Genomic DNA, 21,649 nt, shown 5'->3' with positions numbered 1-21,649 from the left:
CCACATGGGAAACATGCGGTGCCTGAAGCATGAAATGGGATTTTCCGAGGTTTTGATGCGCCACTTTTCACTCGAAAAGTGGCGCTTGGGTCGCCAACAGCACGGACGGAAGACCCTGTCCGTGAAGGGGTTGTGTCAGCTCTGCAACTGCTTCAGCGCGGCCGCCTGCTCGTCGGGTTCGTAGCAGTTGAGGATCTGGTCGACCACCTTGCCGAGGCGCTCGCAGTCGGCGTGGATGACCTCCTGCTTGACGCGCAGCAACTGGGCCGGATGCATCGAGAATTCACGCAGGCCCATGCCCAGCAACAGGCGGGTCATCGCCGGGTCGCCAGCCATTTCGCCGCAGACCGCCACGGGCACGCCAGCATGGTTGGCGTCGCGGATCGTCCGCGCGATCAGCTGCAGCACGGCCGGATGCAGCGGATCGTACAGATGGGCCACGGCATTGTCGGCACGGTCGATGGCTAGCGTGTACTGGATCAGGTCGTTGGTGCCGATCGAGAGGAAGTCCATCCGCTTGAGAAACAGCGGCAGCAACAGCACCGCCGCCGGGATTTCGATCATCGCCCCGATCTTGATGCCCGGATCATAGGGCTGGCCGCGCGCATCGAGCTGGCGCTTGGCCTGCTCGATCAGATCGAGCGTCTGGTCGATCTCGCTCGCGTGCGCCAGCATCGGAATCAAAAGCCGCACCGGACCAAACGCGGACGCCCGCAGCAGGGCGCGCAGTTGGGTCAGGAACATGGCAGGTTCGGACAGCGACCAGCGGATGGCGCGCAGCCCGAGCGCCGGGTTCAGCGCCGTCTCGAAGTCGTCGCCAAGGCCGTCGAGCGGCTTGTCGGCGCCCACGTCGATGGTGCGGATCGTCACGGGCAGACCGTGCATGGCCTCCACGGCATTGCGATAGGCCTGGAACTGTTCTTCCTCGTCGGGCATCTCGTCCCGGCGGTTCATGAACAGGAATTCGGAGCGGAACAGGCCCACGCCCACGGCGCCGGCGGACAGCGCCGCGCCGGCATCCTCGGCCAGCTCGATATTGGCCAGCAGTTCGATCTCAAGCCCGTCCAGCGTGACCGACGGCATATGGCGCAGCCGCTGCAGGCGCTTCTTTTCAAGTGCCCGTTCGCTCTGGCGGTGACGGTACTCCTCCAGGATGATCGCCGACGGATCGACGATCACCAGGCCGGCGTCGCCATCGATGATGATCCAGTCGTCCTGGCGGATCAGCTCGCTGGCGCTCTTCACACCCACGGCGGCGGGGATGTCCAGACTGCGCGCCACGATCGCCGTGTGCGACGTGCGGCCGCCCAGGTCAGTGACAAACCCGTGGAACATCGTGTGCTTGAACTGGAGCATGTCGGCGGGGCCGATATCGTGGGCCACCACGATCACGCCGGGCGCCGCCTCGCCGTCCGGCGCCAGCGCCGGCACGGGCGCGGGAGCCAGCGCGGGCGCGCCGGCCAGCACCTTCAGGATCCGCTCCACCACCTGGTGGATGTCGGCCTTGCGCTCGCGCAGGTACTCGTCCTCGATCTCGTCGAACTGGCGCATCAGTTCCTCGAGCCGCGTGGTCAGCGCCCACTCCGCGTTATAGCGGCGCTGGAGGATCAACTCCTCGGGCTCGCGCGACAACGCCTCGTCGTCGAGGATCATCGCATGCACATCCAGGAACGCGCCCATTTCCTCGGGGGCGTCGCGCGGGAGGTCACGCTTCAGGGTAATCAGTTCCGCCCGCACGGCGGCGCGTGCCGCGCGTAATCGCTCCACCTCGGCATCGAGCCGGTCTTCGTCGACCAGGTAGTGCGATACGTCCAGCGCAGCCGGCGCCAGGATATGGGCCCGCCCGATGGCGACCCCACGAGAAACCGGAATGCCGTGCAAGGCAAAGGGCATGACCCGCTCCGTCAGGAACGTTGAGAAATTCTGTTAATGGCGCCGGGACTCACTCGCCTTCGCCGAACCGGTTTCCGATCAACGCCAACACGGCGTCCATCGCCTCCTGCTCGTCGGGGCCGTCGGTCTCGATCGTGACCGTCGAGCCGATGCCGGCGGCCAGCATCATCACGCCCATGATGCTTTTGGCATCGACCTGGCGGCCGTTTCGGGACATCTTGACCTGGCTGTTGAAACTTCCCGCCAATTGCGTGAGCTTGGCGGAAGCGCGGGCATGAAGCCCGAGCTTATTGATGATGGTGGTGTCCCTCTGCAGCATATTTGTCGGGATGGTTTGCGGTTTGGTTCTGGACGGTGGTCGTGCCAATCTGCAGCACGCCTTGCGAGCCGCCGGCGAGGGCCTTGGTGGCAAGCTGGTCGAGTTTTTCAGCGCGATAGCAGATCGCGCGCACGAGCATCGGCAGGTTCACACCCGCCAGCACCTTCACGCGGCCCGGTTCGGCCAGCCGTGCGGCGATATTGGCGGGCGTGGCGCCAAAAATGTCGGTCAGCACCAGGGCACCGTTGTCTTCGCAGACCGCTGCCAGGCTACGCTGAGCCTCGGCCAGCACGGCCGCGGGATCGGCGTCGGCGACGACGTCGATCGCCTCCAGCCGGGACGGCTGGCCACAGTAGACGTGGGCAGCGCAATCGCGCAGCGCCGAAGCCAGCGGCGCGTGCGCGATGATCAGAATTCCTGCCATGATGGTGAATCCGTTGGACTGCCCCGAATTGTAGCAGGCAGCCTTGCCGCCTCCGCCGCGAATATGCCCGTCCCCCGTACTGTGGCGCCGTCGCATCATCGATGCGACCTCGGCTTGCTTAGCGCCGGTCGCTGGCGACGGCCTCCTCGAGTGCGTCGATGAACATCGCGCCCACATTGAAGCCGGTTTGCTGCGTGATCTCCTGGAAACAGGTCGGACTCGTCACATTCACTTCGGTCAGATAGTCGCCGATCACGTCCAGGCCCACCAGCAGCAACCCCTGCTTCCACAGGCCCGGCGCCAGCGTCTCGGCAATCTCGCGGTCACGCGCGCTCAGTTCCTGCGCCCGGCCAATGCCGCCGGCGGCCAGGTTGCCGCGAATCTCGCTGCCTTGCGGAATACGCGCCAGCGAGTACGGCACCGGCTTGCCGCCGATCAGCAGGATGCGCTTGTCGCCATCCTTGATGGCCGGAATGTAGCGCTGGATCATCAGCGTGCGGGCGCCGTTGTCGCTCAGGGTTTCGACGATCGAACCCAGGTTCATGCCGTCGGCGCCCACGCGGAAGATGCCCATCCCGCCCATGCCGTCCAGCGGCTTGACGATGATGTCCTTGTGCTCGGCGTGGAAGGCGCGGATACGGCTGGCGTCGCGCGTGACCAGTGTCGGCGTGACGAACTGCGGAAACTGGGCGATCGCCAGCTTCTCGGAATGATCACGGATAGCCTGCGGCTTGTTGAACACGCGGGCGCCCTGCTTTTCCGCCAGCTCCAGCAGCCAGGTGCTGGTCACATATTCCATGTCGAACGGCGGGTCCTTGCGCATCAGCACGGCGTCGAACCTGGCCAGCGGCAGCACGGCGGCCTCGCCCAGGCGGAACCAGTCGTGGGCATCGTCAAGCAGTTCGAGCGGCCGCGTCACGGCCTCGACCACGTCGCCAGCCAGCGAAAGCTGCGACTGCAGGCAGAAGAACAACTCATGCCCGCGCGCGGCCGCCTCGGTCATCATGGCGTAGGTGGAATCCTTATACGTCTTGAAGGTTTCCAGCGGGTCGGTGATGAAAAGAATGCGCATGATGGCTCGTCGCGTTGGCGTCAGGTAGAAGGGTCCGGCTCAGCCGCGCCGGACCGTGGGCGTGCGTGACCGGCGGCCAGGCCCCGGAGAATCAGAGGATCGGATTCGGGTCGGTCTTTTCGAGTTCCAGCGACGCGGCCAGCAGCGCCAGGCGCGCCACCACACCGTACATGTAGAAGCGGTTCGGCACGGCGGCGCCCGGCTTGGCATGACTATCCGGAATGCCGTTCGGCGCGAACGCCAGCGGCACGAAGTGCATGCCCGGCGCGTTCAGGTTTTCGTCGTTGCCACGACCGGTGTGCACGCGATAGAAGCCGCCAACCACATAGCGGTCGATCATGTACACCACCGGCTCCGCCACGGCCTCGTTGACCTTCTCGAACGTGTGCACGCCTTCCTGGATGATGACGTCGGAGACCTCTAGGCCTTCCTTCACGACGCTCATCTTGTTGCGTTCCTTGCGGTTCAGGCCCTTGATCTCGGACGGGTCCCGCACGGTCATGATGCCCATGCCATAAGTGCCGGCATCTGCCTTGACCACCACGTACGGCGTTTCCTTGATGCCGTATTCACGGTACTTCTTGGCGATCTTCTTGAGCACGCCTTCCACGGAATCGGCCAGTTCCTCCTCACCGATGCGCTCATGGAAGTTCACGCCCGACTGGCGCGCGAAGTACGGGTTCACCATCCACGGATCGATATCGATCAGCTTGGCGAACTTCTTTGCCACCTCGTCGTACGCGGCAAAGTGGCTGCTCTTGCGGCGCGTGGACCAGCCGGCGTGCAGCGGCGGCAGCAGGTACTGCTCCTGGATGTTCTCCAGGATCGGCGGAATGCCGGCCGACAGGTCGTTGTTGAGCAGGATCGAGCACGGATCGAAATCCTTGAGCCCCAGGCGGCGGCCCTTGGTGCCCAGCCGCGCCAGCGGCTCCACCACCAGGGTCTGGCCATCCGGCAGTTCGATCGGCGTGGGTTCGGTGATTTCCTCGGACAGCGATCCCAGGCGCACGTTCAGCCCCGCCTGGCGCATGATCAGCGACAGCCGCGCCACGTTCTGCAGGTAGAACATGTTGCGCGTGTGGCGTTCCGGGATCAGCAGCAGGTTCTTGGCGTCCGGGCAGATCTTTTCGATCGCGGCCATCGCGGCCTGCACGGCCAGCGGCAGCATCTCGGGGGCCAGGTTGTTGAAACCGCCCGGGAACAGGTTCGTGTCGACCGGCGCCAGCTTGAAACCGGCATTGCGCAGGTCCACGGAACAATAGAACGGCGGAGTATGTTCCTGCCATTCCAGCCTGAACCAGCGCTCGATGGACGGGGTAGCGTCCAGGATCTTCTTTTCCAGTTCGAGCAGCGGACCGTTCAGCGCGGTGATGAGATGCGGGACCATATCCATCCTAAGAAATCAGCTTAATTGTCCGCCCCGATTGTAAGGGAACGGCTATCGTCCTGCTGGCTCTTGCCGCATAACCATATGCGGCGGCCGGCTTTGGGTATGGGGATATGGGGACGATCGAAGGATTTCAAAGCCCGCCGTGTTCTGGCCCGGACAGGCCGCCCGACGTGGCGCGCGGGCAAAAAAAAAGCGCGGCGTGCTGCCGCGCTTTCAAATGGCCTGACAGATACGGGGAGCGTTCTGCAGGTGGAGGAAACTGCCTCACTGGCACTCTATGCCCGCTCCCGACTAAAGACAATTGAGACTTTTTAAGATCCGATTTAAGCACCCTGCGAATATCCCGACGGCCCTTGTCACGCCGTTGAAGGGATGCCAACGCCTGTTGGCGGGCATCCCAAAGTCATCCGCTGATGCGAGTTCCGCCGCCCTCCGACAACGCCTTGCCCATATGGACGATGTCGGTGATGACGCCCTCTCCATGTGAATTTTTAATCACATAATCAAGGACGGCCTCGACCTTCGGCCCCATCGATCCCTTGCCGAAATGCCCTTCGCGCATGAACTGCTCGGCTTCGGCAATGGTCAGGTGGTCGAGCCAGCGTTGCTCCGGCTTGCCGAAGTGGATCGCCACCTTCGGCACGGCCGTCACGATCAGCAGGCGCTGCGCCTGGAGTTGCCGGGCCAGCAGCGCGGACGCCAGGTCCTTGTCGATGACCGCCTCGCGGTTGCACAGCGTGCCATCCGCCGCCTGCGTGACCGGAATGCCGCCCCCGCCGCATGCAATGACGATGTGGTTACTGTCCAGCAAGGTGTGGATGGTCTCGATCTCCACCACGGCCTGAGGCCGCGGCGACGCCACGCACCGCCGCCAGCCTCGGCCGGGTTCCTCCATGACACTCCAGCCGTTGGCTTGCGCCAGTTGCTGCGCCGTGGCGGCATCCATGATCGACCCGATCGGCTTGCTGGGATTCTGGAACGCCGGATCGGCCTCGTCGACGATCACCTGGGTCACCACGGTGGCCACATTCATGGCCAGCCCGCGCCGGTGCAGTTCGTTATAGAGGCTGCGCTGGAACATGTCGCCGATGGCGCCCTGGGTGTCGGCCGTGGCGTAGTCCATCGGCACCGGCGGCACCTCCTTCATGGCCAATTCCGAGCGCCGCAGGATGTAACCCACCTGCGGCCCGTTGCCGTGAGTCAGCACGACGCGCCAGCCCTGGGCCGCCACGTCGACGATATGGCTGGCCGCGCTGGCCGCGGCGCGAGCCTGGTCGTGCAGGCTCGTGCCACCACCTTCGGGGGCCAGGGCGTTGCCGCCGACGGCAATCACGGCGATCGGCGCCTGTTGGCTTGCTTGGTCTGTCATCTCGCCCCCTTACTGTGTGTCAGGCAATGTCGCGGCCAAGGCCTGGATGGCCTGCGTAAAGCACGCCAGCGGCGCGTGGGTAATACCCGCGCCGATCTGGCCCACCCCGGCATCCTTGTGTGCGATACCCGTGTTGATCACGGGCTGGATGCCGGTGTCCAGCACGCGCCGGGCGTCGATACCCGCCGGCGTGCCCGTGAAATCGAGCGCCGGCAGCGTGAACGCACTGTTCTGCCCCAGCGTGATATGCAGCATGCGGCGCGTGTTGGCCAGGGCGTCGCGCGGGGTGCCGCCGATGAACTGGACGATGGCCGGCGAGGCCGCCATCGCAAACCCGCCCACGCCGGCGGTCTCGGTAATGGCGCTGTCGCCCAGGTCGCGCGCCGCATCCGCCGGGCCAAAGCCGGGGAAGAACAGACCGTCGATCACCGCCGCCGGGGCGGTGAACCACTGGTCGAGACCTGACAGCCGGATGCCGAAGTCCACACCATTGCGCGCCATCACGGTCACCAGGGTGGAATGCGGCACGCCGTGGGCGGCGTCGAGCATCGCCTTGCACGCCGCCATCGACAGGTTCAGGAAGAAGTGGTCATTGCCGGCGATGAAGGCGAGCGTCTCGGCCACCTTGCGGGCATCGAGCCGGGACGAGCCCAGCGCCGCCACCGTCAGCTTGCGGAACAGCAAGCCGCTGGCCGCCGCATTGCGGTTGTGGACCTCGTCGCCCATGTGCAGCGCCTGCGCCATCAGCGGCTTCAGTTCCAGCTCGCCGATCTCTTCCAGGATGCCCGCCAGCGTCGGCCCCATCGTGTCGGCCATCCAGCGCAGCCGCTGGATGACTTCCTCACCATTGGCCCCGAAGCGCAGCACCTTGCCCAGCCCTTCGTTCAGGTTGCAGTAGGCCTCGTTGCCGCGCGCCGGATTGCGTACCACCAGGACCGGCATCGACGGACTGATGACCCCGGCCATCGGCCCGACCGCGCCGTGGTGATGGCACGGCGCCAGGCGCACCTCGCCGCTTTCCACCAGCGCGCGCGCCTGCTCCAGCGATTCGGCCCAGCCTTCGAACAGGATGGCGCCCAGCACCGCGCCCTGCTGAGGTCCGCACATGCGCGCCCATTCGATCGGCGGGCCGGAATGCAGGATGCGCTTGCCATCCATCCCCGGGATCGCCTGTGCGGCGGTCGAAACCCCGGTCAGCACCGGCTGGGCGGCCAGGTATCGCGCGTAGGCCGTCCGGTTGGCCTCTTCGATGCGCGGATCGGCGAGCAGCCGCGCCAGGGCCCAGCCCGCGTCGACATCGCCCTCGGCGGGTGGTTGCCATTGCAGCGACTGTGCCTCGCCGCCGCACTGGCGCAGGTTGTCGGCAAACGCCGCCAGGCCGACATTGATGACAACGGGTTTCTGCGTGATCAGTGAGGTCATACTCCGGCTCCAGTCTGCTGCGTGCCCACGGTGGCTTCCAGCACCGCGCGACACAAGGCGACGGCCTGCGCATTGCTTTCCGCCAGTTCCACTCCCGCGCCCACCAGCGTCGCGCGCTGGGCGTCTAGTTGCTGCGGGTCGCCGCGCGTGCCGCAGACATGCCCGATGAAGAGCACGTCTCTGCCTGCACGGGCCGCGGCCTCGCGCGCCGCTTGAATCGATGGCACCACCTGCCCGGCCGGGTCCTCGTGGGCACCGTAGCCAAGCACGAAGTCGAGCAGGACGATGCCGACCCGCGGGTCGGACGCTTCGGTCACGATGCGCTCGTTGCGCAGGCCCGGATCGATCATCGGATGCGGCCGCCCGCGCGTGAAATCGTCGTCGCCGAGGTCGAGGATCGTGTTGCCCTGGCTATGCCAAAGGTCCGCGACGCGCACCACCTTGCCGGTGGGCGTGTTCGACTGCAGGCCGGGCAGGATGTCCTGCAACAGCAGCAACGCCTCATAGCAGAACGTGCCGCCGCTATAGAGGCCGCGCAGTTGTGTCTGCTCCGGCTTGAGGCGCCGTGCCAGCGCGCCGGCACGCTCCGCCAGATCGGCAGCCGCGTGTATGCCTTGTGCCGGCACGCCACGCGATAGCGCCACCGCCTGCCGTGCCGCATCCTCCAGGGTGATGGCCGGCACCAGCCCCGCGGCCCGCACCCCCGCCGGATCGGCACCCAGGAAGCAGATCACCACGGGCTTGCCAGTGCCGCGCGCGGCCGTCAGGATCTTGTCGGCCACGGAGGCCGCCGGCGGCTTGGAAACCAGCACGATGACCCGCGTGGCTGGATCTTCCGCCAGCTGCGCCAGCGCCGTCAGCATCGTGATGCCGCCCACGGCCTCGGAAAGATCGTGCCCGCCCGTGCCAATCGCATGCGTGATTCCGCATCCGTACTGGTCGATCAGGCAGGTCACCTGCTGCAGGCCAGTGCCCGATGCCGCGATCACGCCGATGTCGCCACGCGCAACGACATTGGCAAACGCCAGTGGCAACCCATCGATGATGGCCGTGCCGCAATCGGGCCCCATCACCAGCAGGTTGCGCGATTGCGCATATCGCTTGAGGGCGATTTCCGACGCCACGCTGACGTTGTCCGAAAACAGCATCGTGTTCATGCCCAGCCGCAGCGCCTTCATGGCCTCGGCCGCCGCGTAATCGCCCGGCGTGGAAATCAGCACGAGATTGGCCTTGCCGCCGCCGGCCTCGAAGGCCATCTGCACACTGCGCAGCGGTTCGGCTTGCGTGTCCTGGGACTCGCCTGAAGCCTTCTCGTCGAGCAACGCGGCGGCATGGTCCAGCGCACCCTCCAGCGCGTCGGCTTCACCGCGCACCACTAACAGAATGTCGTTGGGGCGCGGCTCCGGCATCGCATCGAGCAGACCGGCGCCGGCCATCAATTCGAGATTGGCCCGGGTGGCCATCTGCGCCGACGCTTCCGCCACGCCGGGCAACTTGCCAAGGCGTGCGGAGAGCTGCATCAACGCTACGGAATCTCGGTAGAGATTCGGGAAAAAGCGGGAAGCGGTGGATGTCATACAGAAATCCTTTCATACGGCGCCGTGTGGCGCCCCTGCAGGCCGGCTTGAAATTGCGTGGCACCGGAGCGGTCTGCCAGACCAGCCTCCAGGCCCGCGCAAAAGCCGATCAGTGTGTCCATGCCCGAGTATTGGCCGATGGTGGATTGCGCGGCCAGCGCGTGTTCCAGACCGTCCGCCTCGGCCGCGCACGTCAGCGCCATGCAGACGTCCGCCATGCGTGAGGTGGTCCAGCCCAGCATGGCCTGATCCAGCGCGTCGCGGCTGGCGGCCGACGTGGCGTGCCAATGGCGCCGCACGCTGGTGGCAAGCCGGGCCGTGTGTCGTGTCATGACCGGATTCATGCGCAGCCCGATCAGCAGGCCAGCGATCATGTCGTCGGCACTTGGGGTCAGGCCTGGACCCAGTCCCAGCGCCTGGCCGACTGCCGCGTCGACCTTGTCCGCGCCATCCGCCCCAACATGCGATGGCAAGGCATCGACGACGCGGATAAACGCAGCCAGCGCGGCACGCCAGAATCGCCACGCGGATACAGGCATGCCCGCCTCCGCGACGCCTTGCCGACGATGCAGCCAGGCGCGGCACGCTTGCACTGCCTCGGCGGACGGCTCGTCGCCAGTCAGCTCCGGCGACCGCCAGAGGCTCGCGCCATCCAGCGGCAGAACGAAGCGTGCGTGGGTCAGTTGCGTCCCGGACAGCGTGGCGTGACTGCCGGCATCCAGGCACCGATGCAGGGCCGGCCAGTCCATCCGGTCCACATTGATGACCCGCATGCCGCGCGGCGAATCGCCCTGCAGCAGCGTCAGCAGCCGTCCGTCGTCCAGCGTCAGGTGAATCGCCCGGTCGAAGCGGGCCTGCACCAGCGCGTGCATGACCTGCCCGTCGGGCAGGCGCAGGTCGGCGCCGATCGATAGTGTGCGCATGGCGATGCCGCTCGTCAGCCTAGGGCCGCGATCACGGCCGTCGACGACGCCACCCAACCAAAGATGCCGCCCTGCGCCTTGATCATTTCCAGGCCGATGCGCTGGAACTCAGGAAAGTAGGAACCGGTGGCATCCGCCACTACGACGCATTCGAAACCCCTGTCGTTGGCCTCGCGCACCGTGGTGTTGACGCACACCTCGGTGGTCACGCCGCAAACGATCAGCGTCTGGATGCCGCAATTGCGCAGTCTGGCCTCCAGGTCGGTGGCATGGAAGGCGCCCTTGCCCGGCTTGTCGATCACCGGCTCGCCTGGAATGGGCTGGAGTTCGGGGATGATGTCGTGTCCGGCCTGCCCACGCACCAGGATGCGTCCCATCGGGCCCATGTCGCCGATACCGGTGTCCAGCCGGCCGCGCGCCCGCTTGGTGGGCGGGCAATCGGTCATGTCCGGGTTGTGCCCTTCGCGGGTGTGGATCACCAGCAGCCCCTTGGCGCGCGCGGTCTCCAGCAGCGCCTTGCATGGCGCGATGGCTCCGCGCAGCAGCGACACGTCGTTGCCCAGCATTGCACCAAAGCCGCCGGGCTCCAGGAAATCGCGCTGCATGTCGATGATGACCAGCGCGGTGGTTGCCGGGTCGAAGGAAAGGTCGTACGGTTCCGCCTTGATTGTCTTTGTCATCACTGCTTCTCCAGGACTGAACGGATAAGGTCGCTGTGGTTCGTCATGCGCGCCGCGACGCCATATAGGCACGCCAGTCGCCGAATGCCGAAATGTCGGTGTGCGCGGCGGTGATCTGCGCCTGCGGGTAGAGAATGCCGTCCACCACGCTGCCGTCCTCCAGCTCCACCGGACCGCAATACAGGTGCGGCGGCTCGCCCGCTTCCACGCGGGCCCAGGTCTCGTCGCTCATGCGGTACATCTCGCCCACCACCGACACGCCGCCGGTATCCACCCGGTACATGCCGGGATGCACGTCGTTGATCGAATGGATGCGATAGATCGGCTTGGTGCGAAATTCGCCAAGGAATTCGGCACCCGCGAGGTTGCCGTGCAGGGCCAGGCCGCGCATGAGTGTGCCGTTTACAAACAGGGTCTTCGCCATGATGGGTCTGCTCCGTGGTCAGACGTGAGGGGTATCGGATTCTTCGTCGTCATTGGACGGGGCCCAGCTGATGCCTTCGCCGGATCGCTTCTGCTGCCATGCCATCCAGATGAAGGTCAACGTGGCCAGCCCGTAGCCAAATGAGACGCCGGGCGATGCATTGACGGCCAGATGCGCCCCGTGGATAAAGCCGAAGAATGAAAGCAGTGTGGCCGCGCCGGCGTAGACCGCCGCCCAGTTGAAGCGCCGGTCGATCACGAACACCGCGATGGCGCCGATCATCAGACCGGCCAGCACCGCGCCGCCGCCGGCCAGCTCCATGCCTTGATAGAGCACCCCGGCATTGGCCAGGTCGGCGAAGACCTTGTCCGGTATCGCCCCGATATTGATGCCGCCCGCACCCAGCGCGCCATCGACCTGCGTCTTGGCCCACTCGGCGATATTCGGTACCAGCGCCAGCACGATGGCAGGCGCGTGGCGCTTCGGCGACGCCTGGAAAGCCTGCGCGCCGATCACCAGCCCGATGAACAGCAGGATCGGCACGATGGAAACCAGCGGGATCACCGAAAGCAGCAGCGCGGTCAGACCGAGGAAGCAAAGAATGCCGACGCCCACGCCAGTGACCAGCGAATAGCCGATGCGTCCGCCCATTGCCTTCCAGCCCGGATGCCCGATATAGACGGCCGGCGGGAACGGCGAGCCCAGGAACGCGCCGACAATAGCGCCGGCCCCATCGGCCATCAGGACGGCGCGCAGGTTGTAGTTGTCACCGCCTGCACTGGCCGACTCGACGTTGTTGATGCCTTCCGTGAAGTTGTAGATCCCCAGCGGGATGGCCGTGACCAGCAGCGGCCACACCTGCTCGAACGGAATCGACAGCACATCGCCGGTCACGATCGGCAGGTGCAGAGAGAAATGCTGGATGGCCTCGCCCACGGCACTTGGCTGCATCAGGTCGCTCCAGCCGAGCGCGGTGGCGATCCACGCCATGCCCGAGCCGACCAGCACTACCGCCAGCCCGCCCGGCACATTGAACGGCAGGCGCACGTTACCGATCCAGGACATCAGGATGATCACGAAGCAGATCAGCCCGATCCACGCGCCCTCGAACATCTGGTAGGCCGGGCGCATCGAAATGAACGCGATGGAAATGCCGGCCAGCGTACCCAGCATGGCCGCGCGCGGCGTGTACTTGCGGATGGTGGGTCCGACGAACGCGCCCAGCAGCACGATGATGCCCACGATCAACGCCCACACCAGCCCGAGCTTCCAGGCCAGAATCGGATCGTGCGTGGTCAGGTAAGTGGGCAGCATGACCACGAAGACCACGATGAACATGTGTGGCACGCTGGGGCCGTACGGCATGGCCGTCACGGTGTCGCGCCCTTCCTTCCTGGCGAGCTGCCAGGCCAGGTACGCGTAGAACAGGTTGCCCAGCGGCAGCGCGATGCCCAGCGCCGGCAGGATCCGGCCGTAGACGGTTTCATTCGGCATCTGCACGACGTACAGCGCCAGCCCTGACAGCACCAGCACGTTCAGCAACACGTTGGTGAACAGGCCGAAGAACGCGTTAAGGTCCCCCGTCACCCATAGTCGCGGACGCTCGCTGGCGGCCAGCGGCGGCACCCCTGAAGTAGTCTGGCTCACGATGACTCTCCTTCTGCATCAGAATTTGTGAAATTGGGGAAGACGCTGTGTCGTGCCGGCTGCCGGAAGGCAATCGTTCGTTTTGTCTTGTGTAGTGCGACCTACAAAATCTAGTTCAGAAAATCAGGAACGGCGGTCGTCCGTGTCATTGCAGAATCTGGCAATCCGGATGCTTGATGCAGTGGCACGGCGCGGCGAAAAAACTGCAACGATGGTAGTGGCGGCCGCACCCCGCCGCGATGCCTCAAATCAAAGGTCTGGGCGCTTGCTGCGATGGCGGCGGCGGATCGTTCCAGAATGCGTGCAGGCGTTTCAGCCCTGGGGAGATTGAAGCCGGTAGAGCGGCATCCGCGCGATACGCGCGCGATACGGGCGCGCAAAATAAAAAAGCCCCGGCGCAAGGCCGGGGCAAAACTCCTGAGAGAAGATTCCCAATCAGCTCTCCAGCACAACTCTGTTGTGGATATCAGACTTCATAGGCCGTTTCGCCGTGCGAAGTGATATCCAGACCTTCGCGCTCTTCCTCTTCCGGCACGCGCAGGCCAATCAGCATATCCACCAGTTTGTAGGCCACCAGGGACACCACACCCGACCACACCACCGTGGTCAGTACACCTTCGAACTGGATCCAGAGCTGGCCGGCGATCGAATAGTCGTCAGCCACCTTGTTGGCAACGTAGTCGTAGATGCCCACGCCGCCCAGGCTCGGTGCCGCGAACACGCCGGTCAGCAGCGCGCCGACGATACCGCCCACGCCGTGCACGCCGAACACGTCCAGCGAGTCATCCATGCCTAGCATGCGCTTCAGGCCGGATACACCCCACAGGCACAGCAGGCCAGCTACCAGGCCCATCACGATCGAGCCCATCGGGCCGACAAAACCAGCGGCCGGGGTGATCGCCACCAGGCCAGCGACGGCACCCGAAGCACCGCCCAGCATCGACGGCTTGCCCTTGCCAATCCATTCACCGAAGGTCCACGACAGCACGGCGGCGCAGGTCGCCAGCAGCGTGTTGACGAAGGCCAGCGCGGCACCGCCGTTGGCTTCCAGGCCCGAGCCGGCATTGAAGCCGAACCAGCCGAACCACAGCAGCGAGGCACCCACCATCGTGAACGTCAGGCTGTGCGGACGGATCGCTTCGCGGCCGAAGCCGATGCGCTTGCCGAACATGAAGGCACCCACCAGGCCCGCCACTGCGGCGTTGATGTGCACCACGGTACCGCCCGCGTAATCGAGCGCGCCCTTCTGGAACAGCCAGCCCGACTTGGCCGTGGCCGCGGCTGCCGCTGCGGCGTCGGTGTAGGCGTCCGGACCCGGCCAGAACCAGACCATGTGCGCCATCGGGATGTAGGCGAACGTGAACCAGAGCACCACGAACACCAGTACAGCCGAGAACTTGGCGCGCTCCGCGAAGGCACCGATGATCAGGCCGCAGGTGATGCAGGCGAACGCGCACTGGAAGGCGAAGAACACCAGTTCCGGAATGACCACGCCCTTACTGAAGGTGGCCGCCACGGCGTCGACGTTCAGGCCCTTCATGAACAGCCGGTCGGTGCCGCCGAAGAACGCGTTGCCTTCCGTGAACGCGAAGCTGTAGCCGTAGATGGCCCACAGGATCGCAATCAGGGAGAAGATCACCAGGCACTGCATCAGCACCGACAGCATGTTCTTCGAACGGACCAGGCCGCCGTAGAACAACGCCAGGCCAGGCAGCGTCATCAGAATCACGAGCGCGGTAGCCACCAGCAGCCAGGCCGTGTCGCCCTTGTTGGGAACCGGAGCCGGTGCGGCGGCAGGAGCCGCTTCGGCCGGCGCTGCAGCGGCCGGGGCCGCGGCAGCAGCAGCCGGTGCAGCCGCGGGAGCGGTGGCCGCTGCCGGGGCCGAGGCCTCGGGGGCGGGCTTGTCCTGCGCCACGGCATGGGTGGACAGGCCGAGACCGGCCGTGCCGAGCGCCAGCGTCATTGCGCCGGCCGTCAGGAATCGCTTGAACCAGGTTTTCATGTGTCTAACCTCTGTCTCTCGTAGTTCTGGTGTCACAGCGCATCGGCGCCGGTCTCGCCGGTGCGGATGCGGATGACCTGTTCGACTGGCGCGATGAAGATCTTGCCGTCGCCGATCTTGCCGGTGCGGGCCGACTTTTCGATGGCCTCGACGGCGCGCTCCACCACGTCGTCCGGCACCGCCACTTCGATCTTCACCTTGGGCAGGAAGTCGACGATGTATTCGGCGCCGCGATAGAGCTCCGTATGACCTTTCTGGCGGCCGAAGCCCTTGACCTCGGTCACGGTGATACCGGACACGCCGACGTCGGAGAGCGCTTCGCGCACCTCGTCGAGCTTGAACGGTTTGATGACTGCAATGATGAGTTTCATTGGGGGTTCTCCTTGGGGCAGCCCGATGGGTCAGGCCGCCCGGCTTCGGATGTGTGCTGTTGTTGGAATCAGAAAGTCTTGGTAATCGATGCCCACGCAGCGGCCTTGCCGAGGTAGCGGCCACGGTTGGCACTGGTGTAGAACGACTCCTTGGCGTTGGTGTCGACATAGGCCACCGACAGCGCGAAGCCCTTGCCGAGATCCTTCGTCAGGCCGATCTTCCAGTCCGTGTACGACGCATCGCTGTGATGCGTCACACCCTGGTAGCCGACGTGCGCATTCAGCGTCAGGTCCCAGAAATTCAGCGGCACGTTCGCGCTCAGGTCGACGTAGTAGCTGTTCTTGCTGTCATCGATGCCGAACAGGTTCGTGACCGCGTGCGAGTACTTCAGGAACACCGGACCCCAGCCGATGCCGGCATAGAGTTCGGTCGTGTACGGACGCGTGGTCGTGTAGCCGCCCGGGTAGTAGTACTGGAGCACGCCCACGTCGTAGTTGAATTCCTCGCCGCCTACCGCGAACTTGTTCTTGTAGCCGCCGTAGAAGTCCATCTCGACCGGTGCGGAGACCGACGAATCGGCGTCTTCGAGCCAGCTGATGCTTGAGTTCCAGTTGCCGACGTAGAAACCGCTTTCATGCGAATAGTCGAACCCGCCCTGAATGGCCGGGCGCAGGTTGGTCTGGCTGATGCCGCGATAGCGGTAGTCAGACACCAGCGACACGTTGGCCGAAAACGTGTGGGGCGATGCCGGCTCGGCGGCGGGTGCGGCGGCTGCTGGCGCGGCGGCGTCCGGGGCGGTCTGCGCGAACGCAACCGGGGCTGCCAGGCTGAGCAGTACCGCAGCGGCGCTGACTGCGAGGCTCGACGTCTTCATCTGGTTCTCTCCTTTTCCTGAAATCTTGCGGGCTCGTTTTGAGGGATCTGCAGCTTCGTTATTGCTCTAGGGTCTTGACGCTCCTGGCAACCGGTACTGCAACTGCCGTGCCAGCTATGCCGCCCCGTGGCGGCGCATGGCCGGCAGGCGGTAGACTGCGGCCCTGAGCGATGACTGCGCCACTTGGCGCAACGACGCCGGGATGGGCTCCCGCGCGCCAGGAATCCGTTAAAAGATGTGTCCAGGCCTTGCCAAACCTTTCATGGCGGGCGCCGAAGCGCCATAATCCGCGTCATGAAGGGTCAAGTGCTGCGTGCTTGGCGTATGAGAGAGGAGGCCGGCCGGCCTGCAGGACGCCGGCTTCGGCGCGCCCCAGTCAGGTGCATGGACGGGGCAACCACGTGTGCGACACGCCGCAGCGAAGCGCCCCATTGCGGTGCATGCCAGGCGGACTCGTCACGACATGCCGTGCGCGCGATGCGGCCCGGACCCGAATGATCCAAATTGGTCACAACAGGAGCTTCACCATGAAACCGACCGATCTCTTCAACGACCTCCAGCAGAAGGTCAGTGAGGCGCTGCGTAACTCGCCGGCCAAAGACATCGAGAAAAACGTGCGCAGCATGATGACCCAGGGCTTTGCGCGCCTGGATCTGGTTACGCGCGAGGAATTCGACGTGCAATCGCAGGTGCTGGCACGCACCCGCGCACGCCTGGAAGAACTCGAGGCCCGCGTGGCCGCCCTGGAAGCCCGCGCCGGCATCGGCGCACCGCCCTCCGGCGGGGTATGACCCAGGCGCCTGGCGCCCACCCGCACTGCCAGAAAGGCCACCGGACTCCGGTGGCCTTTTTCTTTAACACTTTCGCAAACGTATGAGCCTTGCCGTCCTGCGCAGCCGTGCCCTGAGCGGCATCGACGCACCGCCCGTCTCTGTCGAAATCCACCTGGCGAATGGCTTGCCGGCGTTCAACATCGTCGGGCTGGCCGATACCGAAGTCCGCGAAAGCCGGGAGCGCGTGCGCGCCGCACTGCTCAACAGCGACTTCGAGTTCCCGAACCGCCGCATCACGGTCAACCTTGCCCCTGCCGATCTTCCGAAGGAACCGATGCGCTTTGACCTGGCCATCGCACTGGGCATCCTGGCGGCGAGCGGCCAGTTGCCGGGCACCGGCCTTGACGCTTTCGAATTCGCCGGGGAACTGTCGCTGGCCGGCGATCTCCGGCCAGTGCGCGGCGCGCTGGCGATGGCGATGGGCCTGGCGCGCGACAACCGCGCGCGCCAGGCCACGGAACAGCCCCCGCGCGCCTTTGTGGTGGCCACGGACAACGGCCCGGAAGCGGCACTGGTCGACGACCTGCCCGTCTATGCCGGCGGCACGCTGCGCGAGGTCTGCCACCACGTCGGGCTTCTGCCGGAGCAGACGCTGCGGCGCGCCCGGCCACCAGCGCGCGGGACCGACGCCGGCGATGGCCCGGACCTGCGCGACGTGCGCGGGCAGCTACAGGCCCGGCGCGCGATGGAGGTTGCCGCCGCCGGACAACATTCGGTGCTGCTGGTTGGTCCGCCCGGAACGGGCAAGTCGATGCTCGCGCAGCGCTTTCCGGGCCTGCTGCCGCCCATGACCGAAGCCGAGGCGCTGGAGGCCGCCGCGGTCCTGAGCCTGATGCCGGGCGGCTTCCAGTCGTCGCAATGGGGACGGCGGCCGTTCCGCAGCCCGCACCACACGGCGAGCGGACCAGCGATGGTGGGCGGGGGCGGCAACCCACGGCCCGGAGAAATCTCGCTGGCCCATCACGGCGTACTGTTTCTGGACGAATTGCCCGAATTTGAGCGGCGCGTCCTCGAAGTCCTGCGCGAGCCGCTGGAAACCGGTCACATCACCATTTCACGCGCCGCCGCGCAGGTCGACTTTCCGGCGCGCTTCCAGTTCATCGCCGCGATGAACCCCTGCCCGTGTGGCTATCTCGGGCATCCCACGCGCATGTGCCGCTGCACGCCCGACCAGGTGCAGCGCTACCAGTCGCGTATTTCGGGTCCCCTGCTGGACCGCGTGGACCTGCAGATCGAAGTACCCGCGCAGGGCCAGCACGAGGTACTGGACGGCCCGCCAGGTGAACCGAGCCACGCCGTCCGGGAGCGGGCCGCTGCGGCAAGGGGCCGCCAGCTCGCGCGCCAGGGCGTGCCGAACTGCGAATTGTCCGGCCGGGAGATCGACCGACACTGCCCGCTCGATAACGACGCGCAGGCGCTGCTGCGTGGCGCGATGGAAAAACTGGGCTGGTCGGCGCGCGCGTACTTTCGCGTGCTGAAGGTGGCGCGGACGATCGCCGATCTCGGCGGCGCGGAAGTGCTCGACGCCCGGCACGTGGCGGAGGCCATTCAGTACCGGCGGGTGTTGCGGACGGGATAAGGCAATGTGGAGCGCGGGAAGACCGTGACGTCCGAAAGCAAAATGGCCCGCTAGCGCGGGCCATCCTCATCCCCCCAATGTCACACCGGAGGTTCCACGGGCGGCGGTGGCGGCTCCTCGATCGGAGGCTGGTCCGGTGGAAAGCCGGGTGGAGGCGGTTCGCCGGGCGGGGGTTCCCGGTGGGCATTCAGGCCGACATCGCGCATCTGGGTCTCCATGAATTCCTGGTCACTCCCCATTGAAGCAAACGCTGCCGCACTATGCCAGCCGCCGCGAGACTTCAGGCGTGATGGCGGCGCACAAAGAACAGCGCGGTACCCACTGCCACCAGCACACCGCCGAAGAACCGGTTCTGCCAGCGCACGGCGCGCGCATTGCGGAACAGGCCCTGCATGCGCGACGCCAGCAGCGCGTAGCCATGCATCACGATCAGGTCCACAAAGCACATCGTGGCGGCCAGGATGGCCAGCTGGGTGGCAAGCGGATGGCCGGGATCGATGAACTGCGGCAGCACGGCCACCATGAAGATGATGCCCTTGGGGTTGGTGACGTTGGTCAGCAGACCCGTGGCAAAGCGCCGGCGCCGGCTCATCACCGCCACGCGCACCGCGCCGGCCGGGCCGTCAGTCGCGTCCTGCGGGGCGGACTCCACCCTGGCGCGCCATTGCTGGACGCCCAGGTAGATCAGATACATCGCGCCGACGGTCTTCACCACCAGAAACGCCTGCTCGGACGCCAGCAATAGCGCGCCCAGACCGCCACCGGCCACCAGCAGGATGACGACCAGCCCGGTCTGCAAACCGAGGATCGTGGTCGATGTCTTCTTCAGGCCATACGACAAGCCGTGGCTCATCGACAGCACCGCCCCCGACCCCGGCGATACGGCGATCACCCAGCACGCGGCGAAATATGCCAGCCACACTTCCCAACGCATCACTGCACTCCTTGTCGAAAAATCAAACTCAAAACGGATGAAAGCCGGTCAGGAACTGTTCGACCTGCTCGGCCTGGCGCGTATCGCGCGCGGCGTCGCCGGCTTCCAGCACCACGGCCTGGTAGACCCTTGCCCCCGAAGCCACCAGTCGCGCGGTCAGCCGGCGGGGTGCCTTGTCCTGCGGCGACACGCCGGCCACCGACACCTCCACGCCATCGAGCGGCACGGGCGGCTGGGCCGCGGACTTCACCGTGACCGGGCGCGCCCTGGCCGGTGCGTCGGGGTGCGCGCCAAGATTGGCGATCAGCCCCGCCTGCATGGCGTCCAGTGCCTCGCGGCGCAACTGCGCATCGTCGCTCGGCAGCGTGATCACACCGACCGCGAACAGCGTGCCATCGATATTCGCCGCCTCCATGACCATCGGCAGCTTGCGCCCGGCAATCGATACGTCACGTGCGGCATTGGTCGGCTTGGCCGGATAGAGCGCAGCGTACTTGCCATCGCTGGAGACGATGGTGCGCCAGTCGTAGCGCGGCGAGCAGCCAGCAAGCGCGAGCCAGAGCACGGCAAGCAGCGGCAGCAGGAAATGGCGGGAGCGGATCGTTGTCGGGGGCATCGGAATGGTCGGCGCAGTCGTGCGCAAGCCGGTATTATCCGGGAAGCCGCCTGCCCGCGCATCGCGCATGTTGCGCATTTCGCCGTCGCCGGGCGGCGCCTGTCTGTGAGGTACCCATGTCTGTCCGCCCCCTGCCCCGCTTCATGACGTCCACGCTCGCCATGTTGGCGTTGCTGGCCAGCGCCGGTGCCATTGCCGCGGGCGCGCACTTGCCTCCCGTGACCGATATCGGCGCCCAATCGGCGGCCGCCGCGAAACACGGCGAACCACTGGTGGTGCTGGTCAGCCTGCCCGACTGCACGTATTGCGACACGGTACGCCGCAATTACCTCGGCCCCCAGGTGGCGGCCGGTGAAATCGCGGCCCGCGAGATCGACATGACGGCCGATACACCGATCCGCGACGTCGACGGCACGGTCATCACGGCCAAGCAGTGGGCGCGCGCCCGGAATATCTCCGTGGCGCCCACCGTGCTGTTCCTGGACCGCCAGGGCCGCAACCTGGCCAGCCCGTTGCGCGGCATGCAGGCCGACTTTTACGGCGCCTATCTGGAGCAGGCCATCGACGAGGCCCGCGCCAAGGTTGCCGCGAGGTCCGACGCTGTGCGGTAAGCGCCGCAGCCGCGACGAATTGCCGCAGAATCAAGGCGGCCAACCGGCAACGCTGCCGGCTGGCGCGCGCGGCAGTAGAATAGCCGCTGTCCGCCGATGGCTTTCTGGCTCCGCTACCCCATGTCCAACACCGCTACTCCCGCCAATTCCTCGCGCAAGCGCTGGCCGATCGCCGTCGCGGTCGTGATCGTCGCGCTGCTCGGCTTCTTTGGCTACCGGGCGATGGCCCCGTCCAACAGCGTCCCGGCCGCCACGTTCACACTGCTGTCCGGCGAAAAGGTCACCACGGGCGATCTCAAGGGCAAGGTGTACCTGGTCAATTTCTGGGCCACCAGCTGCGTCACCTGCGTCAAGGAAATGCCGCAGATGATCAATACGTACAAGCAGTACAAGGACAAGGGCCTGGACTTCGTGGCCGTCGCCATGAACTACGACCCGCCGATGTACGTGGCCAACTACGCTCAGACGCGCGAACTGCCCTTCAAGGTGGCGATGGACTCCGACGGCACCGCTGCCAAGGCATTTGGCGATGTCCAGCTCACGCCCACCACGTTCGTGGTCGACAAGAACGGCAAGATCCTGAAGCGTTACGTGGGCGAGCCCGAGTGGGATGCGCTGCACAAGCTGCTGGACTCGGCGCTGGCCAGCGCCGCATGAACGGCTGACGTAAAGCCAACGCAAAAGGTGC

Annotated in this window: 21 protein-coding genes; 4 read left to right on the top strand and 17 right to left on the bottom strand. The window is 65.9% G+C overall.

Features of this window, described 5'->3' with window-relative positions; all coding sequences use genetic code 11:
- Positions 1-135 precede the first annotated feature (135 nt).
- The 15 genes from ptsP to AC3FLX_RS11675 form a co-directional block, all read right to left on the bottom strand.
- Positions 136-1,893 carry a phosphoenolpyruvate--protein phosphotransferase gene (ptsP, locus tag AC3FLX_RS11745; RefSeq protein ID WP_488696656.1) on the bottom strand — a complete coding sequence of 586 codons (1,758 nt, stop codon included), beginning with the start codon at positions 1,891-1,893 and terminating at the stop codon, positions 136-138.
- A gap of 49 nt (positions 1,894-1,942) precedes the next feature.
- Positions 1,943-2,212, bottom strand: a complete 270-nt coding sequence (locus tag AC3FLX_RS11740) for an HPr family phosphocarrier protein (protein ID WP_488696655.1) — start codon at positions 2,210-2,212, stop codon at positions 1,943-1,945.
- Entirely contained in the window at positions 2,181-2,636 is a 456-nt protein-coding gene (locus AC3FLX_RS11735) for a PTS sugar transporter subunit IIA (protein WP_488696654.1), read from the bottom strand. Before AC3FLX_RS11735 ends, AC3FLX_RS11740 begins: the two co-directional genes overlap by 32 nt.
- Before the next feature lie 118 nt (positions 2,637-2,754).
- Positions 2,755-3,708 carry a glutathione synthase gene (gene gshB / locus AC3FLX_RS11730; RefSeq protein WP_488696653.1) on the bottom strand — a complete coding sequence of 318 codons (954 nt, stop codon included), beginning with the start codon at positions 3,706-3,708 and terminating at the stop codon, positions 2,755-2,757.
- Between the two features lie 91 nt (positions 3,709-3,799).
- The gene (gene gshA, locus AC3FLX_RS11725; protein ID WP_488696651.1) at positions 3,800-5,095 is read right to left on the bottom strand and encodes a glutamate--cysteine ligase; all 1,296 of its coding nucleotides are present in this window, start codon (positions 5,093-5,095) and stop codon (positions 3,800-3,802) included.
- Positions 5,096-5,501: 406 nt separating this feature from the next.
- Positions 5,502-6,467 (bottom strand): carbamate kinase, encoded by a 966-nt coding sequence (locus AC3FLX_RS11720; protein WP_488696650.1) that lies wholly within the window; start codon positions 6,465-6,467, stop codon positions 5,502-5,504.
- 9 nt (positions 6,468-6,476) lie between these two features.
- Positions 6,477-7,889, bottom strand: a complete 1,413-nt coding sequence (locus AC3FLX_RS11715; protein ID WP_488696649.1) for a YlbE family protein — start codon at positions 7,887-7,889, stop codon at positions 6,477-6,479.
- Positions 7,886-9,466: an acyl-CoA synthetase FdrA gene (gene fdrA / locus AC3FLX_RS11710; RefSeq protein ID WP_488696647.1), complete on the bottom strand. Its 1,581-nt coding sequence runs from the start codon at positions 9,464-9,466 to the stop codon at positions 7,886-7,888. Before fdrA ends, AC3FLX_RS11715 begins: the two co-directional genes overlap by 4 nt.
- Positions 9,463-10,389, bottom strand: a complete 927-nt coding sequence (locus AC3FLX_RS11705) for an oxamate carbamoyltransferase subunit AllH family protein (protein ID WP_488696645.1) — start codon at positions 10,387-10,389, stop codon at positions 9,463-9,465. Before AC3FLX_RS11705 ends, fdrA begins: the two co-directional genes overlap by 4 nt.
- Before the next feature lie 14 nt (positions 10,390-10,403).
- Positions 10,404-11,069, bottom strand: a complete 666-nt coding sequence (locus tag AC3FLX_RS11700; RefSeq protein WP_488696644.1) for a cysteine hydrolase family protein — start codon at positions 11,067-11,069, stop codon at positions 10,404-10,406.
- 43 nt (positions 11,070-11,112) lie between these two features.
- Complete coding sequence (locus AC3FLX_RS11695; RefSeq protein WP_488696643.1) at positions 11,113-11,493, bottom strand: allophanate hydrolase-related protein; 381 nt, start codon at positions 11,491-11,493, stop codon at positions 11,113-11,115.
- 18 nt (positions 11,494-11,511) lie between these two features.
- Positions 11,512-13,140: a hypothetical protein gene (locus AC3FLX_RS11690; protein ID WP_488696642.1), complete on the bottom strand. Its 1,629-nt coding sequence runs from the start codon at positions 13,138-13,140 to the stop codon at positions 11,512-11,514.
- Positions 13,141-13,606: 466 nt separating this feature from the next.
- Entirely contained in the window at positions 13,607-15,142 is a 1,536-nt protein-coding gene (locus AC3FLX_RS11685) for an ammonium transporter (RefSeq protein ID WP_488696641.1), read from the bottom strand.
- A gap of 32 nt (positions 15,143-15,174) precedes the next feature.
- Positions 15,175-15,513, bottom strand: coding sequence for a P-II family nitrogen regulator (locus tag AC3FLX_RS11680; protein ID WP_488696639.1), 339 nt, complete (start codon positions 15,511-15,513; stop codon positions 15,175-15,177).
- Between the two features lie 68 nt (positions 15,514-15,581).
- Positions 15,582-16,388: a TorF family putative porin gene (locus AC3FLX_RS11675; protein ID WP_488696637.1), complete on the bottom strand. Its 807-nt coding sequence runs from the start codon at positions 16,386-16,388 to the stop codon at positions 15,582-15,584.
- 527 nt (positions 16,389-16,915) lie between these two features.
- On the opposite strand from AC3FLX_RS11675, the gene AC3FLX_RS11670 reads away from it, so the two are divergent.
- Together AC3FLX_RS11670 and AC3FLX_RS11665 are read left to right on the top strand one after the other, a co-directional pair.
- Entirely contained in the window at positions 16,916-17,179 is a 264-nt protein-coding gene (locus tag AC3FLX_RS11670) for an accessory factor UbiK family protein (RefSeq protein ID WP_488696636.1), read from the top strand.
- A gap of 82 nt (positions 17,180-17,261) precedes the next feature.
- Positions 17,262-18,800: a YifB family Mg chelatase-like AAA ATPase gene (locus tag AC3FLX_RS11665; protein WP_488696634.1), complete on the top strand. Its 1,539-nt coding sequence runs from the start codon at positions 17,262-17,264 to the stop codon at positions 18,798-18,800.
- 280 nt (positions 18,801-19,080) lie between these two features.
- Here AC3FLX_RS11665 and AC3FLX_RS11660 read toward each other — a convergent pair whose 3' ends face one another.
- Positions 19,081-19,734: a LysE family transporter gene (locus AC3FLX_RS11660; RefSeq protein ID WP_488696632.1), complete on the bottom strand. Its 654-nt coding sequence runs from the start codon at positions 19,732-19,734 to the stop codon at positions 19,081-19,083.
- A 28-nt stretch (positions 19,735-19,762) separates the two neighbouring features.
- A complete protein-coding gene (locus AC3FLX_RS11655; protein WP_488696777.1) occupies positions 19,763-20,350 on the bottom strand; it encodes a hypothetical protein in 588 nt (195 codons plus the stop codon).
- Positions 20,351-20,466: 116 nt separating this feature from the next.
- Here AC3FLX_RS11655 and AC3FLX_RS11650 point away from each other — a divergent pair, with 116 nt between their 5' ends.
- Positions 20,467-20,961 (top strand): thioredoxin fold domain-containing protein, encoded by a 495-nt coding sequence (locus AC3FLX_RS11650; protein ID WP_488696630.1) that lies wholly within the window; start codon positions 20,467-20,469, stop codon positions 20,959-20,961.
- 120 nt (positions 20,962-21,081) lie between these two features.
- Positions 21,082-21,618 carry a TlpA disulfide reductase family protein gene (locus tag AC3FLX_RS11645; protein WP_488696628.1) on the top strand — a complete coding sequence of 179 codons (537 nt, stop codon included), beginning with the start codon at positions 21,082-21,084 and terminating at the stop codon, positions 21,616-21,618.
- Positions 21,619-21,649: the final 31 nt, after the last annotated feature.

Source organism: Cupriavidus sp. 291-E7 (assembly GCF_057798835.1).
This window is presented reverse-complemented; position numbering and strand designations above follow the sequence as displayed.

Excerpts from the sequence above, each read along its gene's own strand:
- ptsP (WP_488696656.1), bottom strand. The coding sequence starts at position 1,893 with ATGCCCTTTGCCTTGCACGGCATTCCGGTTTCTCGTGGGGTCGCCATC.
- AC3FLX_RS11740 (WP_488696655.1), bottom strand. The coding sequence starts at position 2,212 with ATGCTGCAGAGGGACACCACCATCATCAATAAGCTCGGGCTTCATGCC.
- AC3FLX_RS11735 (WP_488696654.1), bottom strand. The coding sequence starts at position 2,636 with ATGGCAGGAATTCTGATCATCGCGCACGCGCCGCTGGCTTCGGCGCTG.
- gshB (WP_488696653.1), bottom strand. The coding sequence starts at position 3,708 with ATGCGCATTCTTTTCATCACCGACCCGCTGGAAACCTTCAAGACGTAT.
- gshA (WP_488696651.1), bottom strand. The coding sequence starts at position 5,095 with ATGGTCCCGCATCTCATCACCGCGCTGAACGGTCCGCTGCTCGAACTG.
- AC3FLX_RS11720 (WP_488696650.1), bottom strand. The coding sequence starts at position 6,467 with ATGACAGACCAAGCAAGCCAACAGGCGCCGATCGCCGTGATTGCCGTC.
- AC3FLX_RS11715 (WP_488696649.1), bottom strand. The coding sequence starts at position 7,889 with ATGACCTCACTGATCACGCAGAAACCCGTTGTCATCAATGTCGGCCTG.
- fdrA (WP_488696647.1), bottom strand. The coding sequence starts at position 9,466 with ATGACATCCACCGCTTCCCGCTTTTTCCCGAATCTCTACCGAGATTCC.
- AC3FLX_RS11705 (WP_488696645.1), bottom strand. The coding sequence starts at position 10,389 with ATGCGCACACTATCGATCGGCGCCGACCTGCGCCTGCCCGACGGGCAG.
- AC3FLX_RS11700 (WP_488696644.1), bottom strand. The coding sequence starts at position 11,069 with ATGACAAAGACAATCAAGGCGGAACCGTACGACCTTTCCTTCGACCCG.
- AC3FLX_RS11695 (WP_488696643.1), bottom strand. The coding sequence starts at position 11,493 with ATGGCGAAGACCCTGTTTGTAAACGGCACACTCATGCGCGGCCTGGCC.
- AC3FLX_RS11685 (WP_488696641.1), bottom strand. The coding sequence starts at position 15,142 with ATGAAAACCTGGTTCAAGCGATTCCTGACGGCCGGCGCAATGACGCTG.
- AC3FLX_RS11680 (WP_488696639.1), bottom strand. The coding sequence starts at position 15,513 with ATGAAACTCATCATTGCAGTCATCAAACCGTTCAAGCTCGACGAGGTG.
- AC3FLX_RS11675 (WP_488696637.1), bottom strand. The coding sequence starts at position 16,388 with ATGAAGACGTCGAGCCTCGCAGTCAGCGCCGCTGCGGTACTGCTCAGC.
- AC3FLX_RS11670 (WP_488696636.1), top strand. The coding sequence starts at position 16,916 with ATGAAACCGACCGATCTCTTCAACGACCTCCAGCAGAAGGTCAGTGAG.
- AC3FLX_RS11665 (WP_488696634.1), top strand. The coding sequence starts at position 17,262 with ATGAGCCTTGCCGTCCTGCGCAGCCGTGCCCTGAGCGGCATCGACGCA.
- AC3FLX_RS11660 (WP_488696632.1), bottom strand. The coding sequence starts at position 19,734 with ATGCGTTGGGAAGTGTGGCTGGCATATTTCGCCGCGTGCTGGGTGATC.
- AC3FLX_RS11655 (WP_488696777.1), bottom strand. The coding sequence starts at position 20,350 with ATGCCCCCGACAACGATCCGCTCCCGCCATTTCCTGCTGCCGCTGCTT.
- AC3FLX_RS11650 (WP_488696630.1), top strand. The coding sequence starts at position 20,467 with ATGTCTGTCCGCCCCCTGCCCCGCTTCATGACGTCCACGCTCGCCATG.
- AC3FLX_RS11645 (WP_488696628.1), top strand. The coding sequence starts at position 21,082 with ATGTCCAACACCGCTACTCCCGCCAATTCCTCGCGCAAGCGCTGGCCG.